A 16,135-nucleotide genomic window follows, 5' to 3' on the forward strand; every position below is an offset into this window, starting at 1 on the left:
CGCTGGCAAGCCAGCTCCCACAGGTAGACCACTGCTCTTGAGAACAGCGCTGCTCCTGTGGGAGCTGGCTTGCCAGCGAAAGCGGCCTACGCCGCTACACCTGCATCCGCCGTCAGCCCCGCCGCTTCGATCGCACTGATCGCGCACTGCTCGTCGATATCCGAAGTGTCCCCGCTGATACCGATCGCCCCCAGCACCCCCCCCTTCTGATCGCGAATCAGCACCCCACCCGGTGCCGGTACCACCGGGCTCTGCCCCAACCCGTTGAGCGCGGCGAAAAACGCCGGCCGCTGCTGCGCGTCCAGCGCCAGCAGGCGCGAGCCCTTGCCCAGCGCAATCGCCCCCCATGCCTTGCCCATCGCCACCTGCGGGCGCAACAGGCTGGCGCCGTCCTCACGCTGCAACGCCAGCACATGCCCACCGGCATCGAGCACCACCACCGTCAGGGGCGCGGCCGAAATCTTGCGGCCGGCGGCCAGCGCACCATTCACCAGGCTCACGGCAACGTTCAAGCTCAAAGCGTTCATCCAAAGGTCCTCTTGTTATTAGAAGCCCACACGGGCAGGTGAAAATCTGTCACAACAAATAGAACACAATGAAGAATATTTTTGTATACAATAATTCACGCAGCCTGACCTAAATCAGACCGAATGCCGTTTTTACGGGATGACGACGAAAGCACAGGCCGCCGATGAAAATGGATTGACCAGAGCTGCCTGCCGTGAATACACTCTGGTGAAAAGCAATTTGTATACAATTACAAAATCAAAGAGGCACAAAACCATGAGCAAAATGAGAGCAATCGATGCAGCCGTTCTGGTGATGCGCCGCGAAGGCGTAGACACTGCATTCGGCATCCCGGGCGCCGCGATCAACCCGCTGTATTCGGCCCTGAAGAAAGTCGGCGGCATCGATCACGTCCTTGCTCGTCACGTGGAAGGTGCCTCGCACATGGCCGAGGGCTACACCCGCACCAAGGCCGGCAACATCGGCGTGTGCATCGGCACTTCCGGCCCTGCCGGCACCGACATGGTCACCGGCCTGTACAGCGCCTCGGCCGACTCCATCCCGATCCTGTGCATCACCGGCCAGGCGCCCCGTTCGCGCCTGCACAAGGAAGACTTCCAGGCCGTCGATATCACCAGCATCGTCAAGCCGGTGACCAAGTGGGCGACCACCGTGCTCGAACCCGGCCAGGTGCCGTATGCGTTCCAGAAAGCCTTCTATGAAATGCGCTCCGGCCGTCCGGGCCCGGTGCTGATCGACCTGCCGTTCGACGTGCAGATGGCCGAGATCGAATTCGACATCGACGCCTACCAGCCGCTGCCGGTGAACAAGCCATCGGCCAACCGTGTCCAGGTCGAAAAAGCCCTGGCCATGCTCGACAGCGCCGAGCGCCCGCTGCTGGTGGCCGGTGGTGGCATCATCAACGCCGATGCCAGCGACAAGCTGGTCGAGTTCGCCGAACTGACCGGCATCCCGGTCATCCCGACCCTGATGGGCTGGGGCACCATCCCTGACGATCACCCGCTGATGGTGGGCATGGTCGGCCTGCAGACCTCGCACCGCTACGGCAACGCGACGATGCTCAAGTCCGACGTGGTGCTGGGTATCGGCAACCGCTGGGCCAACCGTCACACCGGCTCGGTCGACGTCTACACCGAAGGCCGTCGCTTCATTCACGTCGACATCGAACCGACCCAGATCGGCCGCGTGTTCACCCCGGACCTGGGCATCGTGTCCGACGCCGGTGCCGCCCTGGACGTGTTCCTGGAAGTGGCCCGCGAGTGGAAGGCCGCCGGCAAGCTCAAGGACCGCGGCGAGTGGCTCAAGGACTGCCAGCAGCGCAAAGGCAGCCTGCACCGCAAGACCCACTTCGACAACATCCCGGTCAAGCCGCAGCGCGTGTACCAGGAAATGAACCAGGTGTTCGGCAAGGACACCTGCTACGTCAGCACCATCGGCCTGTCGCAGATCGCCGGCGCACAGTTCCTGCACGTGTACAAGCCGCGCCACTGGATCAACTGCGGCCAGGCCGGCCCGCTGGGCTGGACCATTCCGGCCGCACTGGGCGTGGTCAAGGCCGACCCGTCGCGCAAGGTCGTGGCACTGTCGGGCGACTATGACTTCCAGTTCATGATCGAAGAACTGGCGGTGGGTGCGCAGTTCAAGCTGCCGTACATCCACGTGGTGGTGAACAACTCCTACCTGGGGCTGATCCGCCAGGCCCAACGCGGCTTCGAGATGGATTACTGTGTACAACTGGCGTTCGAGAACCTCAACGCTCCGGAACTCAACGGCTATGGCGTGGACCACGTCGCGGTCGTCGAGGGCCTGGGTTGCAAGGCACTGCGCGTGTTCGACCCGGCCGAGATCCAGCCGGCGCTGCGCAAGGCCCAGCAAATGGCCGAAGAGTTCCAGGTGCCGGTCGTGGTCGAGGTGATCCTCGAGCGCGTGACCAACATTTCGATGGGTACCGAAATCAACGCGGTCAACGAATTCGAAGACCTGGCGCTGGTCGGCAACGACGCGCCAACCGCGATCTCGCTGCTCGACTGACTGCTGTAGCGGCCCTGCTGCCTTGCGCACGGGGCCCACTTTTGCAAGGAGACAACCATGCCACGTTTTGCCGCCAACCTGTCCATGCTGTTCACCGAGCAGGACTTTCTCGCCCGTTTCAAGGCTGCTGCCGATGCCGGCTTCAGCGGGGTCGAGTACCTCTTCCCGTACGATTTCAGCTCGGCTGAGATCAAGCAGCACCTCGATGCCCATGGCCTGACCCAGGTGCTGTTCAACCTGCCGGCCGGCGACTGGGCCAAGGGTGATCGCGGTATCGCCTGCGACCCGGCGCGGGTCGAGGAATTTCGCGCAGGCGTGGACCTGGCCATCGCCTACGCCCAGGTACTGGGCAACACCCAGGTCAACTGCCTGGCCGGCATTCGCCCGCAAGGCCCGGACTGCGCCACGGTGCGCAAGACCTTCGTCGACAACCTGAAGTTCGCCGCCGACCGGCTGCAGGCGGCGGGCATCAAGCTGGTGATGGAGATGATCAACACCCGCGACATCCCCGGCTTCTACCTGAACACCACGCAGCAGGCCCTGGAGATCCAGGCCGAGGTGGGCAGCGCCAACCTGTTCCTGCAGTACGACATCTACCACATGCAGATCATGGAAGGTGACCTGGCGCGCACGGTTGAAAGCAACCTGGCCAAGATCAACCACATCCAGCTGGCCGACAACCCGGGCCGCAACGAGCCGGGCACGGGCGAGATCAACTACCGCTTCCTGTTCGCGCACCTGGACCGTATCGGTTACCAGGGCTGGGTGGGCTGTGAGTACAAGCCGCTGACCAGCACCGAAGCGGGCCTTGGCTGGCTCAAGACCCACAACGCGATCTGACGCACCAACGGCCTCCTCGACTCCTGTGGGAGCTGGCTTGCCAGCGAAGGGGGCCATCCAGACACACCGCACGCTCCATTCGCTGGCAAGCCAGCTCCCACAGGGGGCAGCGCCAGCCATATGAGAATCGACAATTACAAGATAGAGGCAGCTCTCATGGCTAAAATCGGATTCATCGGCACCGGCATCATGGGCCACCCAATGGCTCAGAACCTGCAAAAGGCAGGTCACAGCCTGTTCCTCTCCTCCCACCACGACGCCCCACCGGCCGACCTGATCGCCGCCGGCGGCGTGGCCCTGGCCAACCCGAAGGAAGTGGCCCAGGAAGCCGAGTTCATCATCGTGATGGTGCCCGACACCCCGCAGGTCGACGCCGTGCTGTTCGGTGAAAACGGCGTGGCCTACGGCGTTGGCCCGAACAAGGTAGTGATCGACATGAGTTCGATCTCGCCAACCGCCACCAAGGCCTTCGCCGCCAAAATCAAGGAAACCGGCGCCACCTACCTCGACGCGCCCGTGTCCGGCGGTGAAGTCGGCGCCAAGGCCGCGACCCTGAGCATCATGGTCGGTGGCTGCCCGAATGCCTTTGAACGTGCCCTGCCGCTGTTCCAGGCCATGGGCAAGAACATCACCCGCGTCGGCGGCAGTGGTGACGGCCAGACCGCCAAGGTCGCCAACCAGATCATCGTCGCCCTGAACATCCAGGCCGTCGCCGAAGCCCTGCTGTTCGCCGCCAAGAACGGCGCAGACCCGGCCAAGGTACGTGAAGCGCTGATGGGCGGCTTCGCCTCCTCCAAGATCCTCGAAGTACACGGCGAGCGCATGATCAAGGGCACCTTCGACCCGGGTTTTCGCATCAGCCTGCACCAGAAGGACCTGAACCTGGCCCTGCAAGGTGCGAAAGAGCTGAACATCAACCTGCCCAACACCGCCAACGCCCAGCAAGTGTTCAGCACCTGCGCGGCCATCGGTGGCGCCAACTGGGACCACTCTGCGCTGATCAAAGGCCTTGAGCACATGGCCAACTTCTCGATCCGCGACGACCAGTAAGACCCGAGCAACACACGCCCTTGGGTCTGTCTGCACGGAGGCAGGCCCAGGGGCGTTCTTGATTCTGAAGAACAATAAGATTGGAGCCTGCCATGTCGGTCGATCCGCAACACTTTCTGCGCGAGCTGTTCGCCACGGCCATCGATGCCGCGCACCCACACCAGGTACTTCAAGCCCACCTGCCCAGCGATCGCAGTGGCCGCGTCATCGTCATCGGCGCCGGCAAGGCCGCTGCAGCCATGGCCGAAGTGGTCGAGCGCAGCTGGCAGGGTGAGGTCTCGGGCCTGGTGGTGACCCGCTATGGCCACGGCGCCCGCTGCAACAAGATCGAAGTGGTCGAAGCCGCCCACCCGGTGCCGGATGCCGCAGGCCTGGCGGTCGCCAAGCGCGTGCTGGCGATGGTCAGCAACCTGACCGCTGAGGACCGCGTGATCTTCCTCTTGTCCGGCGGTGGCTCTGCCCTGCTGGCACTGCCGGCCGAGGGCCTGACCCTGGCTGACAAGCAACAGATCAACAAGGCCCTGCTCAAGTCCGGCGCCACCATCGGCGAGATGAACTGCGTGCGCAAGCACCTCTCGGCGATCAAGGGCGGACGCCTGGCCAAGGCCTGCTGGCCGGCCACCGTGTACACCTACGCGATTTCCGATGTACCCGGCGACCTCGCCACGGTGATCGCCTCGGGCCCTACCGTGGCCGACCCGAGCACCTCGGCCGAGGCGCTGGCGATTCTCAAGCGCTACAACATCGAGGCGCCTGCCGCCGTCACCGCCTGGCTCAACAACCCGGCCTCCGAGACGGTCAAGGCCGACGACCCGGCCCTGGCACGCAGCCACTTCCAGTTGATCGCGCGCCCGCAGCAGTCGCTGGAAGCGGCTGCCGTAAAAGCCCGCCAGGCCGGTTTCAGCCCGCTGATCCTGGGCGACCTGGAGGGCGAGTCGCGCGAAGTGGCCAAGGTGCATGCCGGTATCGCCCGCCAGATCGTGCTGCACGGCCAGCCACTGGCGGCGCCCTGCGTGATCCTGTCCGGCGGTGAAACCACCGTGACCGTGCGCGGCAACGGCCGTGGCGGGCGCAACGCCGAGTTCCTGCTCAGCCTCACCGAAAGCCTGAAAGGCCTGCCCGGCGTGTATGCACTGGCCGGTGACACCGATGGCATCGACGGCTCCGAAGACAATGCCGGCGCCTTCATGGCCCCCGACAGCTACGCGCGTGCCCAGGCCCTGGGCCTGTCGGCAGCCGACGAGCTGGACAACAACAATGGCTACGGCTACTTCGCCGCGCTCGACGCGCTGATCGTTACCGAACCGACGCGCACCAACGTCAACGATTTTCGCGCCATCCTGATCCTCGAGACTGCCCAACATGACGCCTGACAAAAAAGTCAAAATCCTCGCCACACTCGGCCCAGCGACCCAAGGCATCGACGACATTCGCCAACTGGTCGAAGCCGGGGTGAACATCTTTCGCCTGAACTTCAGCCACGGCGAGCACGCCGACCACGCCATGCGCTTCGAATGGATCCGCGAAGTGGAGCGTCAGCTGAACTGCCCGCTGGGCATCCTCATGGACCTGCAAGGCCCCAAGCTGCGCGTCGGCCGCTTCGCCGAGGGCAAGGTGCAACTGCAACGCGGCCAGGCCCTGCGCCTGGACCTGGATGCCACGCCGGGTGATACGCAGCGGGTCAACCTGCCGCACCCGGAAATCATTGCCGCGCTTGAGCCGGGCATGCACCTGCTGCTGGACGACGGCAAGCTGCGCCTGCGCGTGATCGCCACGCACGCCGATGCCATCGACACCGAAGTGCTCAACGGCGGCGAGCTGTCCGACCGCAAGGGCGTCAACGTGCCGCAGGCGGTGCTCGACCTCAGCCCGCTGACCGAAAAAGACCGCCGCGACCTGACCTTCGGCCTGGCGCTGGGCGTGGATTGGGTGGCGTTGTCGTTCGTGCAGCGCCCCGAAGACATCCTCGAGGCGCGCCAGCTGATCGGCGACCGCGCCTACCTGATGGCCAAGATCGAGAAGCCGTCGGCGGTCACGCAACTGCGCGAGATCGCCGAGCTGAGCGACGCGATCATGGTCGCGCGGGGCGACCTGGGGGTGGAAGTGCCGGCCGAAAGCGTGCCGCAGATCCAGCAAAGCATCATCACCACCTGCCGCCAGCTGGGCCGCCCGGTGGTGGTGGCCACGCAGATGCTCGAATCGATGCGCTTCTCCCCGGCGCCGACCCGCGCCGAGGTCACCGACGTGGCCAACGCCGTGGCCGAAGGTGCCGATGCGGTGATGCTCTCGGCCGAGACGGCCTCGGGCGATTACCCGCTCGAAGCGGTACAGATGATGAGCAAGATCATCCGCCAGGTCGAAGCCGGCCCGGATTACCAGGCACAGCTCGACGTGGGCCGCCCGCAAGCCGAGGCCACGGTGTCGGATGCGATCAGCTGCGCGATCCGGCGCATCAGCGGCATCCTGCCGGTGGCGGTGCTGGTGAACTACAGCGAGTCGGGCAATTCGACCTTGCGTGCGGCGCGTGAGCGGCCGCGCGCACCGATCCTCAACCTGACCCCAAACCTGAATACCGCACGGCGCCTGACGGTGGCCTGGGGCGTGCACTCGGTGGTCAATGATCGCCTGCGCCAGGTGGATGAAGTGGTCTCCACTGCACTGGAGATTGCCCAGGCGCAGGGCATGGCCAGCCGCGGCGATATCCTGCTGATCACGGCCGGTGTGCCTTTTGGCAAGCCGGGGTCGACCAATACGCTGCGGATCGAAACCTTGCTCTGATCCAGAAATGAGGTAAGGCCTTTCGCTGGCAAGCCAGCTCCCACAGGAACCGCACTGACCTTGAGAACAGTGCTGTACCTGTGGGAGCTGGCTTGCCAGCGAAGAGGCCGGCACTGACACACACCACACCGTGGGAAAACACCGCCCAAAGAGGCGCCCCACTCCACCCACCCCTGACCTACTGCCATGTACACCAAAAATTTCGTCAACCCATGCCCCGACTGGGCCACCGCCTTGCTCAACGGTTTCAGTCAGGTGCTGCTGCAGCGCAACCCGCTGTGCGGCCTGTTCTGCCTGCTGGCCATCATGCTCACCGCCCCCGAACTGATCGGCGGCGCGCTGCTGGGCGCCCTCGCCGGGCTGCTCACCGCGCAACGCCGCGGCTACGACCGCGCCGACCGCCAGGCCGGCCTGTACAGCTACAACGGCGTACTGCTGGGCCTGCTGCTCAGCCACGCGCTGCCCTGGTCGGCCCTGCTGCCCCCGCTGATCATCGCCGCCGCGGGCCTGAGCAGCATGCTCGTGCACCAGTGGCTCAAACGTGCGCGCCCCGGCCTGCTGCCAGCCTACACCGCACCGTTCGTGCTGATCGGCTGGGCGGTCCTGGCCTTGGGCGAGCCCACCAGCGCGGTCTACACCCCGGTCGAAGCCAACCCGCTGTACGCCCTGGGCCGTGGCCTGGGCCAGATCTTCCTGCTCGACCACCCGCTGGCCGGCCTGCTCATCGCCCTCGGCCTGCTCGTCGCCAACCGTTACGCCGCGGCCTGGGCCTTGCTCGGCGCCGCCCTGGGCGGCAGCGTGGCGCTGATCGGCGGTGAAGCGAATGCCGGTTACTACGGGCTGTACGGCTTCAACGCTGCGCTGGCGGCACTGGCCTTCAGCCAGACCCGCGCACAGCCCTGGCCGCCACTGCTGGCGATCGTGCTGGCGATCGTGCTGCAACCACTGCTGAGCCTGTTGCCGGTGCCGGGGCTGACCGCGCCGTTCATCCTCGCTTGCTGGCTGCTGCAACTGGGCAGCCAGGCCCGGCGTCGGCCGCTTGCGCAGCTGCGGGCCAGCCCCTAGGCTCTGCTCCATCTTGTAATGGAAAGCGCCCATGAACACCCCTTCGAGCTGGCGCGAGCGGCTCTACGTCATCGTCTTTCAAACCGACACCGTGGCCGGCCGGCGCTTTGACAGCATCCTGTTGCTGATCATCCTGGCCAGCCTGATCACCGTGATCCTGGACAGCATCGACGACGTCCACCAGGGCTACGCCGGCCTGCTGGCCTGGATCGAATGGGGCTTTACCGCCATCTTCCTGGCCGAGTACATCACCCGCCTGTACTGCTCGCCCAGACCACTGCGCTACGCCTTCAGCTTCTACGGGCTGGTCGACCTGCTGGCGATCGTGCCCGGCATCATCGCCCTCTATTACAGCGACGCGCAGTACCTGCTGATCATCCGCGTGATCCGCATGCTGCGCATCTTTCGCGTACTCAAGCTCAGCCCCTACCTCAAGCAGGCCCACTACCTGCTGGCGGCGCTGCGCGGCAGCAAGCAGAAGATCATCGTGTTCCTGGTCAGCGTGTCGACCCTGGTGACCGTGTTCGGCACCCTGATGTACGTGGTCGAAGGCCCGCAGCATGGCTTCACCAGCATCCCCAAGGGCATCTACTGGGCCATCGTCACCCTGACCACCGTGGGCTTTGGCGACATCGTGCCCAAGACCCCGCTGGGCCAGGTGATCTCCTCGATGGTGATGATCACCGGTTACTCGATCATTGCCGTGCCCACCGGCATCTTCACGGCCGAACTGGCCAATGCCATGCGTGGCGAACAGTTGCAGCACGACTGCCCGGTGTGCCGCAAGCACCACCACGAACACGGCGCCGCCTTCTGTTCACGCTGCGGCAATGCGCTGTTCAAGAAGATGGAATAACCACAGCACTTTTTAATCTTTAAGCGCCTAAGGCCGAGCCGCTATAGTCGCTGGCATAATGCCTTTCACCCCCACTCGAACAAGGAACGCGCAGTGAAAAAACTCTTTGGTGCCTCGCTTCTGGCGGCGGGCCTGGCCCTGGGCAACCTCGCCCAGGCCGCCCCGACCACCCTGCTCAACGTCTCGTACGACGTGATGCGCGACTTCTACAAGGACTACAACGCCGCGTTCCAGAAGCACTGGGAAGCCGAGCACAAAGACAAGATCACCGTGCAGATGTCCTTCGGCGGCTCAAGCAAGCAGGCGCGCTCGGTGATCGACGGCCTGCCGGCCGACGTCATCACCATGAACATGGCCACCGACATCAATGCGCTGGCCGACAACGGCAAGCTGGTGCCGGACAACTGGGTCACGCGCCTGCCCAACAACAGCGCGCCGTTCACCTCCGCCACCGTGTTCATCGTGCGCAAGGGCAACCCCAAGGCATTGAAAGACTGGCCCGACCTGCTCAAGGACGGCGTACAGGTGATCGTGCCCAACCCCAAGACCTCGGGTAACGGGCGCTACACCTACCTGTCGGCGTGGGGCTATGTGCTCAAGAACGGTGGCGACGAGAACAAGGCCAAGGACTTCGTCGGCAAGCTGTTCAAGCAGGCGCCGGTGCTCGATACCGGTGGCCGTGCGGCGACCACCACGTTCATGACCAACCAGATCGGCGACGTGCTGGTGACCTTCGAGAACGAAGCCGAGATGATTGCCCGCGAGTTTGGCCGTGATCAGTTCGAAGTGATCTACCCGAGCGTGTCGGCCGAGGCCGAGCCACCGGTGAGCGTGGTCGACAAGGTGGTGGACAAGAAAGGCACCAAGGCTGCCGCCGAGGAGTATCTGAAGTACCTGTGGTCGCCTGAGGCTCAGGAGATTGCCGCCAACAACTACCTGCGCCCGCGCGATGCGACCGTGCTGGCCAAGTACACCGACCGCTTCCCGAAAGTGGATTTCCTGTCGGTGGAGAAGACCTTCGGTGACTGGCGCACTGTGCAGAAGACCCACTTCAATGACGGCGGGATCTTCGACCAGATCTATACCGGGCAATAAGGTTGGGTAAAGAATCCGGGGCCTGTGATGGGCCCCGGATTTTTTGTGCCCGGCATTCAAGGTCTGGCGGTGCACACAAAACCCTGTGGGAGCTGGCTTGCCAGCGAAGAATGCGACACCGTTTCGAACTTGCACGCCAATTGCCGATCAGTTCCTTGGACTACCCTTCCTGTCATTCACGGCTCAAGGAGTGCCCAGTGACTCGATTGCTCACCCTGCTGCTCGGTTGCCTGCTCAGCACGCACCTGCTCGCCGCCAGCCTGATCCCCAGCACCGACACCGCCGAGAAAGAACCCGAACCTGTGGTCCAGGGCGGCCTGCTCGGTGCCCTGGCCAACGGCCTCGACAGTGTCTCCCAGGAAATCGACGTCGACGGCCACCTGGTCGATTCCTGGCGCCTGCGCGCCAACCGCGCCAGCAAAGAGGCCAACCAACTGGTCGACCGCCACGCCGATGACTCGTTCGGCCTGCTCGTGGACTTCGCCCTCCTGAGCCTGACATGGCTGGTGGTGTTCGCCGTACTCACCAGCCTGGGCCGCGTGGTGGCCCACCGTTTCAATCGCAGCCGCCCGCTGCGCGAACGTCCCCGGCTGCAGAAGCTGCTCGGCTACCTGCTGCCCTACACCTTGCCGGCGCTGGTCAGCCTGCCCGCCACGCTCTACGCCAGTACACGCCTGCTCGACCCCTCGATAGGCCGCGCGCTGGGCCTGAGCCTGGCCTACGCCACCAGCAGCGGCCTGTTCTCCACCTCGATCATCCTGTGCCTGATCACCGTGTTCGACACCGGCCACAAGCGCACCGCGGTGCGCATCATTCGCCAGATCGCCCCGCGCCCGCTGTTCATGATCGGCTTTCTGGCGGCCTGGGCCGATGCCCTCACCAGCCCGCAGATCACCCGCCAGATCGGCGGCAACCTCACCAGCAGCGTGGCCGTGATCACCGGCCTGCTGGCCACCTTGTCCTTCGCCGTGCTGGTGGTCCGCCTGCGCCGCCCGGTGGCCCACCTGATCCGCAACCGCGCCCTGCCCGACCGCCTGCACCACCGTGCCTTGCAGGAAACCCTGCGGATCTTCTCGTGGCTGTGGTACCTGCCCATTTTGATGATGATCCTGGTGTCGGCGATCAACCTGATCGGCGCCGGCGAGGAGAGCCAGAAAGCCCTGCAGAAAGCCCTGCTGACCACCATCCTGCTGATCGGCACGGTATTCCTGAGCACGGTGCTGCAACACCTGTTCAAGACCCACGACATCGACCCCGGCCAACGCCTGCGCCCCTACAAGGAGCTGGTGCGCAACCTGGCCCATGCGCTGCTACGCATTGCCATGGCGATCACCTTCATCGAGCTGCTGGGGCGCATCTGGGGCATCTCGGTACTCGAATTCGCCCTGCAAAACCGTCTGGGCCGCGCGATCAGTGACTCGCTCAGCAGCATCGGTTTGATCCTGCTGGTGACCTGGCTGCTGTGGGTGGTGATCGACACCGCGATCCAGGAAGCCCTCAAGCCGACCGTGGGGCGGCGCCAGTCGCGCCAGCCCAGCACACGGGTGCGCACCATCCTGCCGATGCTGCGCAACGCCGTGAAGATCGTGCTGGTGGTGATCTGCACCATCACCACCATGGCCAACCTGGGCATCAACGTCGCGCCGTTGCTGGCCGGTGCCGGGGTGGTCGGCCTGGCCATCGGCTTCGGCTCGCAGCAACTGGTGCAGGACGTGATCACCGGCCTGTTCATCCTGATCGAGGACACCATCGCCATCGGCGACTGGGTCGTGCTCGATTCCGGCCATGCCGGCACCGTCGAGAGCCTGACCATCCGTACCCTGCGCCTGCGCGACGGCAAGGGTTTCGTGCATTCGGTGCCGTTCGGCCAGATCAAGGCCGTCACCAACCAGTCGCGCCAGTTCGCCTATGCGTTCTTCTCGGTGCAGTTCAGCTACGAGACCGACGTCGACAGCGCCCTGCACCTGATCCGCGAAGTGGGCCAGTCGATCAGCGAAGACCCGATCCTGCGCCACAGCCTGCAAGGGCCGTTGCAGGTGTTCGGGGTCGACAGCATGAACCTCAATGGCATCACCCTCACCGCGCAGTTCCGCACCAGTTCCGGCGGCCAGTACGCGGTGAACCGGGCCTTCAACGAGCGCCTCAAGAAGCGCGTGGACCAGACCGACGACGTGAGCTTCGCCCAGTACGCTCCACAACCGGCAGCGGTACGCGACGGCGCGGTGTAAACCCGGTGGCGAAACCACCAGCGCCCTGAGCGCAACGCTGGCACACGAGGACATGTACACAATAATGTCACCTAAAGTGCCATTTTTGTGTGCACTTTATTATTCAGCGCCCCACAAGGTTACACCAGATACCCAGCACTTAATTGACCGCTTGATCAGCTTATAACCATAAAACAAATTAAATCCTGTTTAATGGGTCAACTAATTATCTTTTAATTTCATAAATTTAATAATAAAAATAAAAATTACAGTTCAATCAATGCATTACGCTTCAACTGCTGCTGGCATAAAACTGGCCTAAGTGTGCTTACGCTTTGTATACAATTTTACAAAAACGTACACACACTAAAGACGCACACGCATTCGGCGTGTACACCTCAGGAGCTTGCCGCAATGAGCATGAGCCTTACCCACAAGATCGGACTGCATTCGTCAGTAGCCGACGCCAGCCTCCCCGACGCCACCCCCGTGGTGCTCAGCCCTCGCCTGCACAACCACGACCTGGCCCCGACCAAGGCCGAAGGTCGTCGCTGGGGGTGCTACAGCATCTTTGCGCTGTGGACCAACGATGTGCACAACATCGCCAACTATTCTTTCGCGATGGGCTTGTACGCATTGGGCCTGGGAGGCTGGCAAATCCTGCTGTCACTGGGGATCGGCGCGGCACTGGTGTATGTGTTCATGAACCTGTCCGGTTACATGGGCCAGAAGACCGGCGTGCCGTTCCCGGTCATGAGCCGCATCAGCTTCGGCATTCATGGCGCGCAACTGCCGGCGTTGATTCGCGCGGTGATTGCGATCGCCTGGTTCGGCATTCAGACCTACCTGGCTTCGGTGGTGCTGCGCGTGCTGCTGAGCGCCATCGCACCGAGCCTGGCCGCCTATGACCACAACGCCATCCTGGGCCTGTCGAGCCTGGGCTGGCTGTGTTTCGTGGCGATCTGGCTGGTGCAACTGGTGATCCTGGCCTACGGCATGGAAATGGTGCGCCGCTATGAAGGCTTTGCCGGCCCGGTGATCCTGCTCACCGTCGCCGCCCTGGCCGGCTGGATGGTGACCCAGGCCGACTTCAGCATCGCCTGGTCGGTGAGCAACCCGCTCAGCGGCGGCGAGATGTGGCGCAACATTTTTGCCGGCGGAGCACTGTGGCTGGCGATCTACGGCACCCTGGTGCTCAACTTCTGCGACTTCGCCCGCTCGTCACCGTGCCGCAAGACCATTCGCGTGGGCAACTTCTGGGGCCTGCCGGTCAACATCCTGGCGTTTGCCAGCATCACCGTGCTGCTGTGCGGTGCACAGTTCCAGATCAATGGTCAGATTATCGAAAGCCCGACCCAGATCATCGCCTCGATCCCCAACACCTTCTTCCTGGTCCTGGGCTGCCTGGCGTTCCTGATCGTGACCGTTGCGGTCAACATCATGGCCAACTTCGTCGCCCCGGCGTTCGTGTTGAGCAACCTGGCACCGCGCTACCTGACGTTCCGCCGCGCCGGCCTGATCAGCGCCACCGTGGCCGTGTTGATCCTGCCCTGGAACCTCTACAACAGCCCCCTGGTGATCGTGTATTTCCTGTCCGGGCTGGGCGCCCTGCTCGGGCCGCTGTACGGCGTGATCATGGTCGACTACTGGCTGCTGCGCAAAGGCTGCATCAATGTACCCGAGCTGTACAGCGAAGACCCCAACGGCACCTACTACTACAGCCGCGGCATCAACCTGCGGGCGGTGCTGGCGTTCGTACCGGCGGCGCTGCTGGCCATCGTGCTGGCGCTGGTGCCCAATTTCCACAGCATCGCGCCCTTCTCCTGGCTGATCGGTGCCGGCATCGCCGGCCTGCTGTACCTGATCATTGCCAAGCGCGCTGCGCACTACCCCGACATCAGTGGTGAATCCATCGCCGTTGACAACGCCAGCCACTGATGCCCGAACCAGGAGTTCCCATGCGTATTCTGATCGTCAACGTCAACACCACCGAAGCCATCACCCAGGCCATTGCCCGTCAGGCTCAGGCCGTGGCCGCACCGGGCACCGAGATCGTCGGCCTCACGCCCTATTTCGGCACCGATTCGGTAGAGGGCAACTTCGAAAGCTACCTGGCCGCCATTGCGGTGATGGACCGCGTACTGGCCTATGACCAGCCGTATGATGCGGTGATCCAGGCCGGTTACGGCGAGCACGGCCGCGAAGGCTTGCAGGAGCTGCTCGATGTACCGGTGGTGGACATCACCGATGCTGGCGCCAGCGCGGCGATGTTCCTGGGCCATGCGTATTCGGTAGTGACCTCCCTGGACCGCACGGTGCCGTTGATCGAAGACCGGCTGAAGCTGTCGGGGCTGTTCGCGCGCTGCGCGTCGGTACGCGCCAGCGGGTTGGGCGTGCTGGAGCTGGAGTCGCAGCCCCTGCGGGCGGTAGAGGCCATCGTGCAGCAGGCTGAACAGGCGGTGCGCGAAGACAAGGCCGAAGTCATCTGCCTGGGCTGTGGCGGCATGGCCGGGCTGGACGATCAGATCCGCCAGCGCACCGGGGTGCCGGTAGTGGATGGCGTGACAGCGGCCGTGAAGGTAGCCGAGTCGCTGGTGCAGCTGGGGCTTTCAACGTCCAAAGTGAGGACCTACGCCACGCCCAGAACCAAGAAGATCGTGGGTTGGCCGATGCAATTGGGGCGTTGATACGCGCCCCTTCGCCGGCGTTGCCGGCGAAGGCTGCACGCGGCTACCCGTGCCGGAACACCAGCGCCTTGAGCCCCCCCACCGGATCACTGTCAGGAAACTCCGGCGGGTTGGCCAGGCGCTCCACGAACACCAGCCGCGGCGCTTGAGCCGCCATCCCCTCGATCAGAAAATCCGGCCCGATCGCCGGGTCGTTCACACACGCCAGCACCGTGCCGCCGTCACTGAGCAACTCCGGCAGGCGCCGCAGGATCCTGCTGTAATCCTGGGTCAGCACGAAGCTGCCCTTCTGGAAGGTCGGCGGGTCGATGATGATCAGGTCATACGGCCCGCCCTTGCGTACCTTGCCCCACGACTTGAACAGCTCGTGCCCGAGAAACCCCACGCGCCCCAGTTCATGCCCATTGAGCCGATGATTGTCGCGCCCACGGCTCAGGGCCGAGCGCGCCATGTCGAGGTTGACCACCTGCTCGGCCCCGCCGGCAATCGCCGCCACCGAAAAACCGCAGGTGTAGGCAAACAGGTTGAGCACCCGCTTGCCCGCCGCCTGCTCGCGCACCCAGCGCCGGCCATAGCGCATGTCCAGGAACAGGCCGGTGTTCTGCTTCAGGCCCAGGTCCAGCTGATAGCGCAGGCCGTCTTCGTCGATCACGCGCTGTTGCTGTGGCTCGCCCAGCAACCACTGGCCAGGGCTTTCCGGCAGGTAGCGGTGCTGGAGCAGTATCGCCTGCCCCGGCCAGCCCGGGCTCGCGGCCAGGGTGCGCAACATCTGTTCAAGCTCCGCCAGTTGCCCTTCGGGCGGCTCGCGAAACAGCGACACCAGCAGCACGCCCTGCAACCAGTCCACGGTGATCTGCTCGAGCCCCGGCCAGCAGCGCCCGCGCCCGTGGAACAACCGGCGGGTCTCGGCGGGCGCAGGGTTCAGGGCACCGAGCAGGTGCGCGTGGAGGGTGGCAATCGCAGGCATCATGGCAATATCGCTGAGGGCAAAGGCGCCT

General features: G+C 64.1%; 12 protein-coding genes and 1 pseudogene. 11 read left to right on the forward strand and 2 right to left on the reverse strand.

All coding sequences use genetic code 11. The annotated features are described in order from the left end of the window. Positions 1–86: 86 nt before the first annotated feature. Positions 87–527, reverse strand: coding sequence for a GlcG/HbpS family heme-binding protein (locus KUO17_RS21670; RefSeq protein WP_217977594.1), 441 nt, complete (start codon positions 525–527; stop codon positions 87–89). A 256-nt stretch (positions 528–783) separates the two neighbouring features. Here KUO17_RS21670 and gcl point away from each other — a divergent pair, with 256 nt between their 5' ends. From gcl to KUO17_RS21725, 11 genes and pseudogenes are all read left to right on the forward strand, one after another. After that, entirely contained in the window at positions 784–2,559 is a 1,776-nt protein-coding gene (gene gcl, locus KUO17_RS21675) for a glyoxylate carboligase (protein WP_217977595.1), read from the forward strand. Between the two features lie 57 nt (positions 2,560–2,616). Next, complete coding sequence (gene hyi, locus KUO17_RS21680) at positions 2,617–3,399, forward strand: hydroxypyruvate isomerase (RefSeq protein ID WP_217977596.1); 783 nt, start codon at positions 2,617–2,619, stop codon at positions 3,397–3,399. 156 nt (positions 3,400–3,555) lie between these two features. Further along, positions 3,556–4,449, forward strand: a complete 894-nt coding sequence (locus KUO17_RS21685) for a 2-hydroxy-3-oxopropionate reductase (protein WP_217977597.1) — start codon at positions 3,556–3,558, stop codon at positions 4,447–4,449. A 92-nt stretch (positions 4,450–4,541) separates the two neighbouring features. Then, entirely contained in the window at positions 4,542–5,822 is a 1,281-nt protein-coding gene (locus KUO17_RS21690; protein ID WP_217977598.1) for a glycerate kinase type-2 family protein, read from the forward strand. Beyond that, positions 5,812–7,227: a pyruvate kinase gene (gene pyk / locus KUO17_RS21695; RefSeq protein WP_217977599.1), complete on the forward strand. Its 1,416-nt coding sequence runs from the start codon at positions 5,812–5,814 to the stop codon at positions 7,225–7,227. The genes KUO17_RS21690 and pyk overlap by 11 nt, the downstream gene beginning before the upstream one ends. Before the next feature lie 186 nt (positions 7,228–7,413). After that, a complete protein-coding gene (locus KUO17_RS21700) occupies positions 7,414–8,292 on the forward strand; it encodes an urea transporter (protein WP_217977600.1) in 879 nt (292 codons plus the stop codon). A gap of 31 nt (positions 8,293–8,323) precedes the next feature. Then, positions 8,324–9,148: an ion transporter gene (locus KUO17_RS21705; protein ID WP_217977601.1), complete on the forward strand. Its 825-nt coding sequence runs from the start codon at positions 8,324–8,326 to the stop codon at positions 9,146–9,148. Between the two features lie 93 nt (positions 9,149–9,241). Further along, the gene (locus tag KUO17_RS21710; protein WP_217977602.1) at positions 9,242–10,243 is read left to right on the forward strand and encodes a sulfate ABC transporter substrate-binding protein; all 1,002 of its coding nucleotides are present in this window, start codon (positions 9,242–9,244) and stop codon (positions 10,241–10,243) included. Positions 10,244–10,440: 197 nt separating this feature from the next. Next, positions 10,441–12,471 carry a mechanosensitive ion channel family protein gene (locus tag KUO17_RS21715; protein ID WP_217977603.1) on the forward strand — a complete coding sequence of 677 codons (2,031 nt, stop codon included), beginning with the start codon at positions 10,441–10,443 and terminating at the stop codon, positions 12,469–12,471. 465 nt (positions 12,472–12,936) lie between these two features. Continuing rightward, positions 12,937–14,388, forward strand: a pseudogene (locus tag KUO17_RS21720) (NCS1 family nucleobase:cation symporter-1); the annotation flags it as partial. A gap of 20 nt (positions 14,389–14,408) precedes the next feature. Next, positions 14,409–15,137 (forward strand): aspartate/glutamate racemase family protein, encoded by a 729-nt coding sequence (locus tag KUO17_RS21725; RefSeq protein WP_217977605.1) that lies wholly within the window; start codon positions 14,409–14,411, stop codon positions 15,135–15,137. A 43-nt stretch (positions 15,138–15,180) separates the two neighbouring features. Here KUO17_RS21725 and KUO17_RS21730 read toward each other — a convergent pair whose 3' ends face one another. Then, positions 15,181–16,107 carry a class I SAM-dependent methyltransferase gene (locus KUO17_RS21730; protein ID WP_217977606.1) on the reverse strand — a complete coding sequence of 309 codons (927 nt, stop codon included), beginning with the start codon at positions 16,105–16,107 and terminating at the stop codon, positions 15,181–15,183. Positions 16,108–16,135: the final 28 nt, after the last annotated feature.

Source organism: Pseudomonas aegrilactucae (assembly GCF_019168305.1).
In the GTDB taxonomy this organism is placed as follows: Bacteria; Pseudomonadota; Gammaproteobacteria; order Pseudomonadales; family Pseudomonadaceae; genus Aquipseudomonas; species Aquipseudomonas aegrilactucae.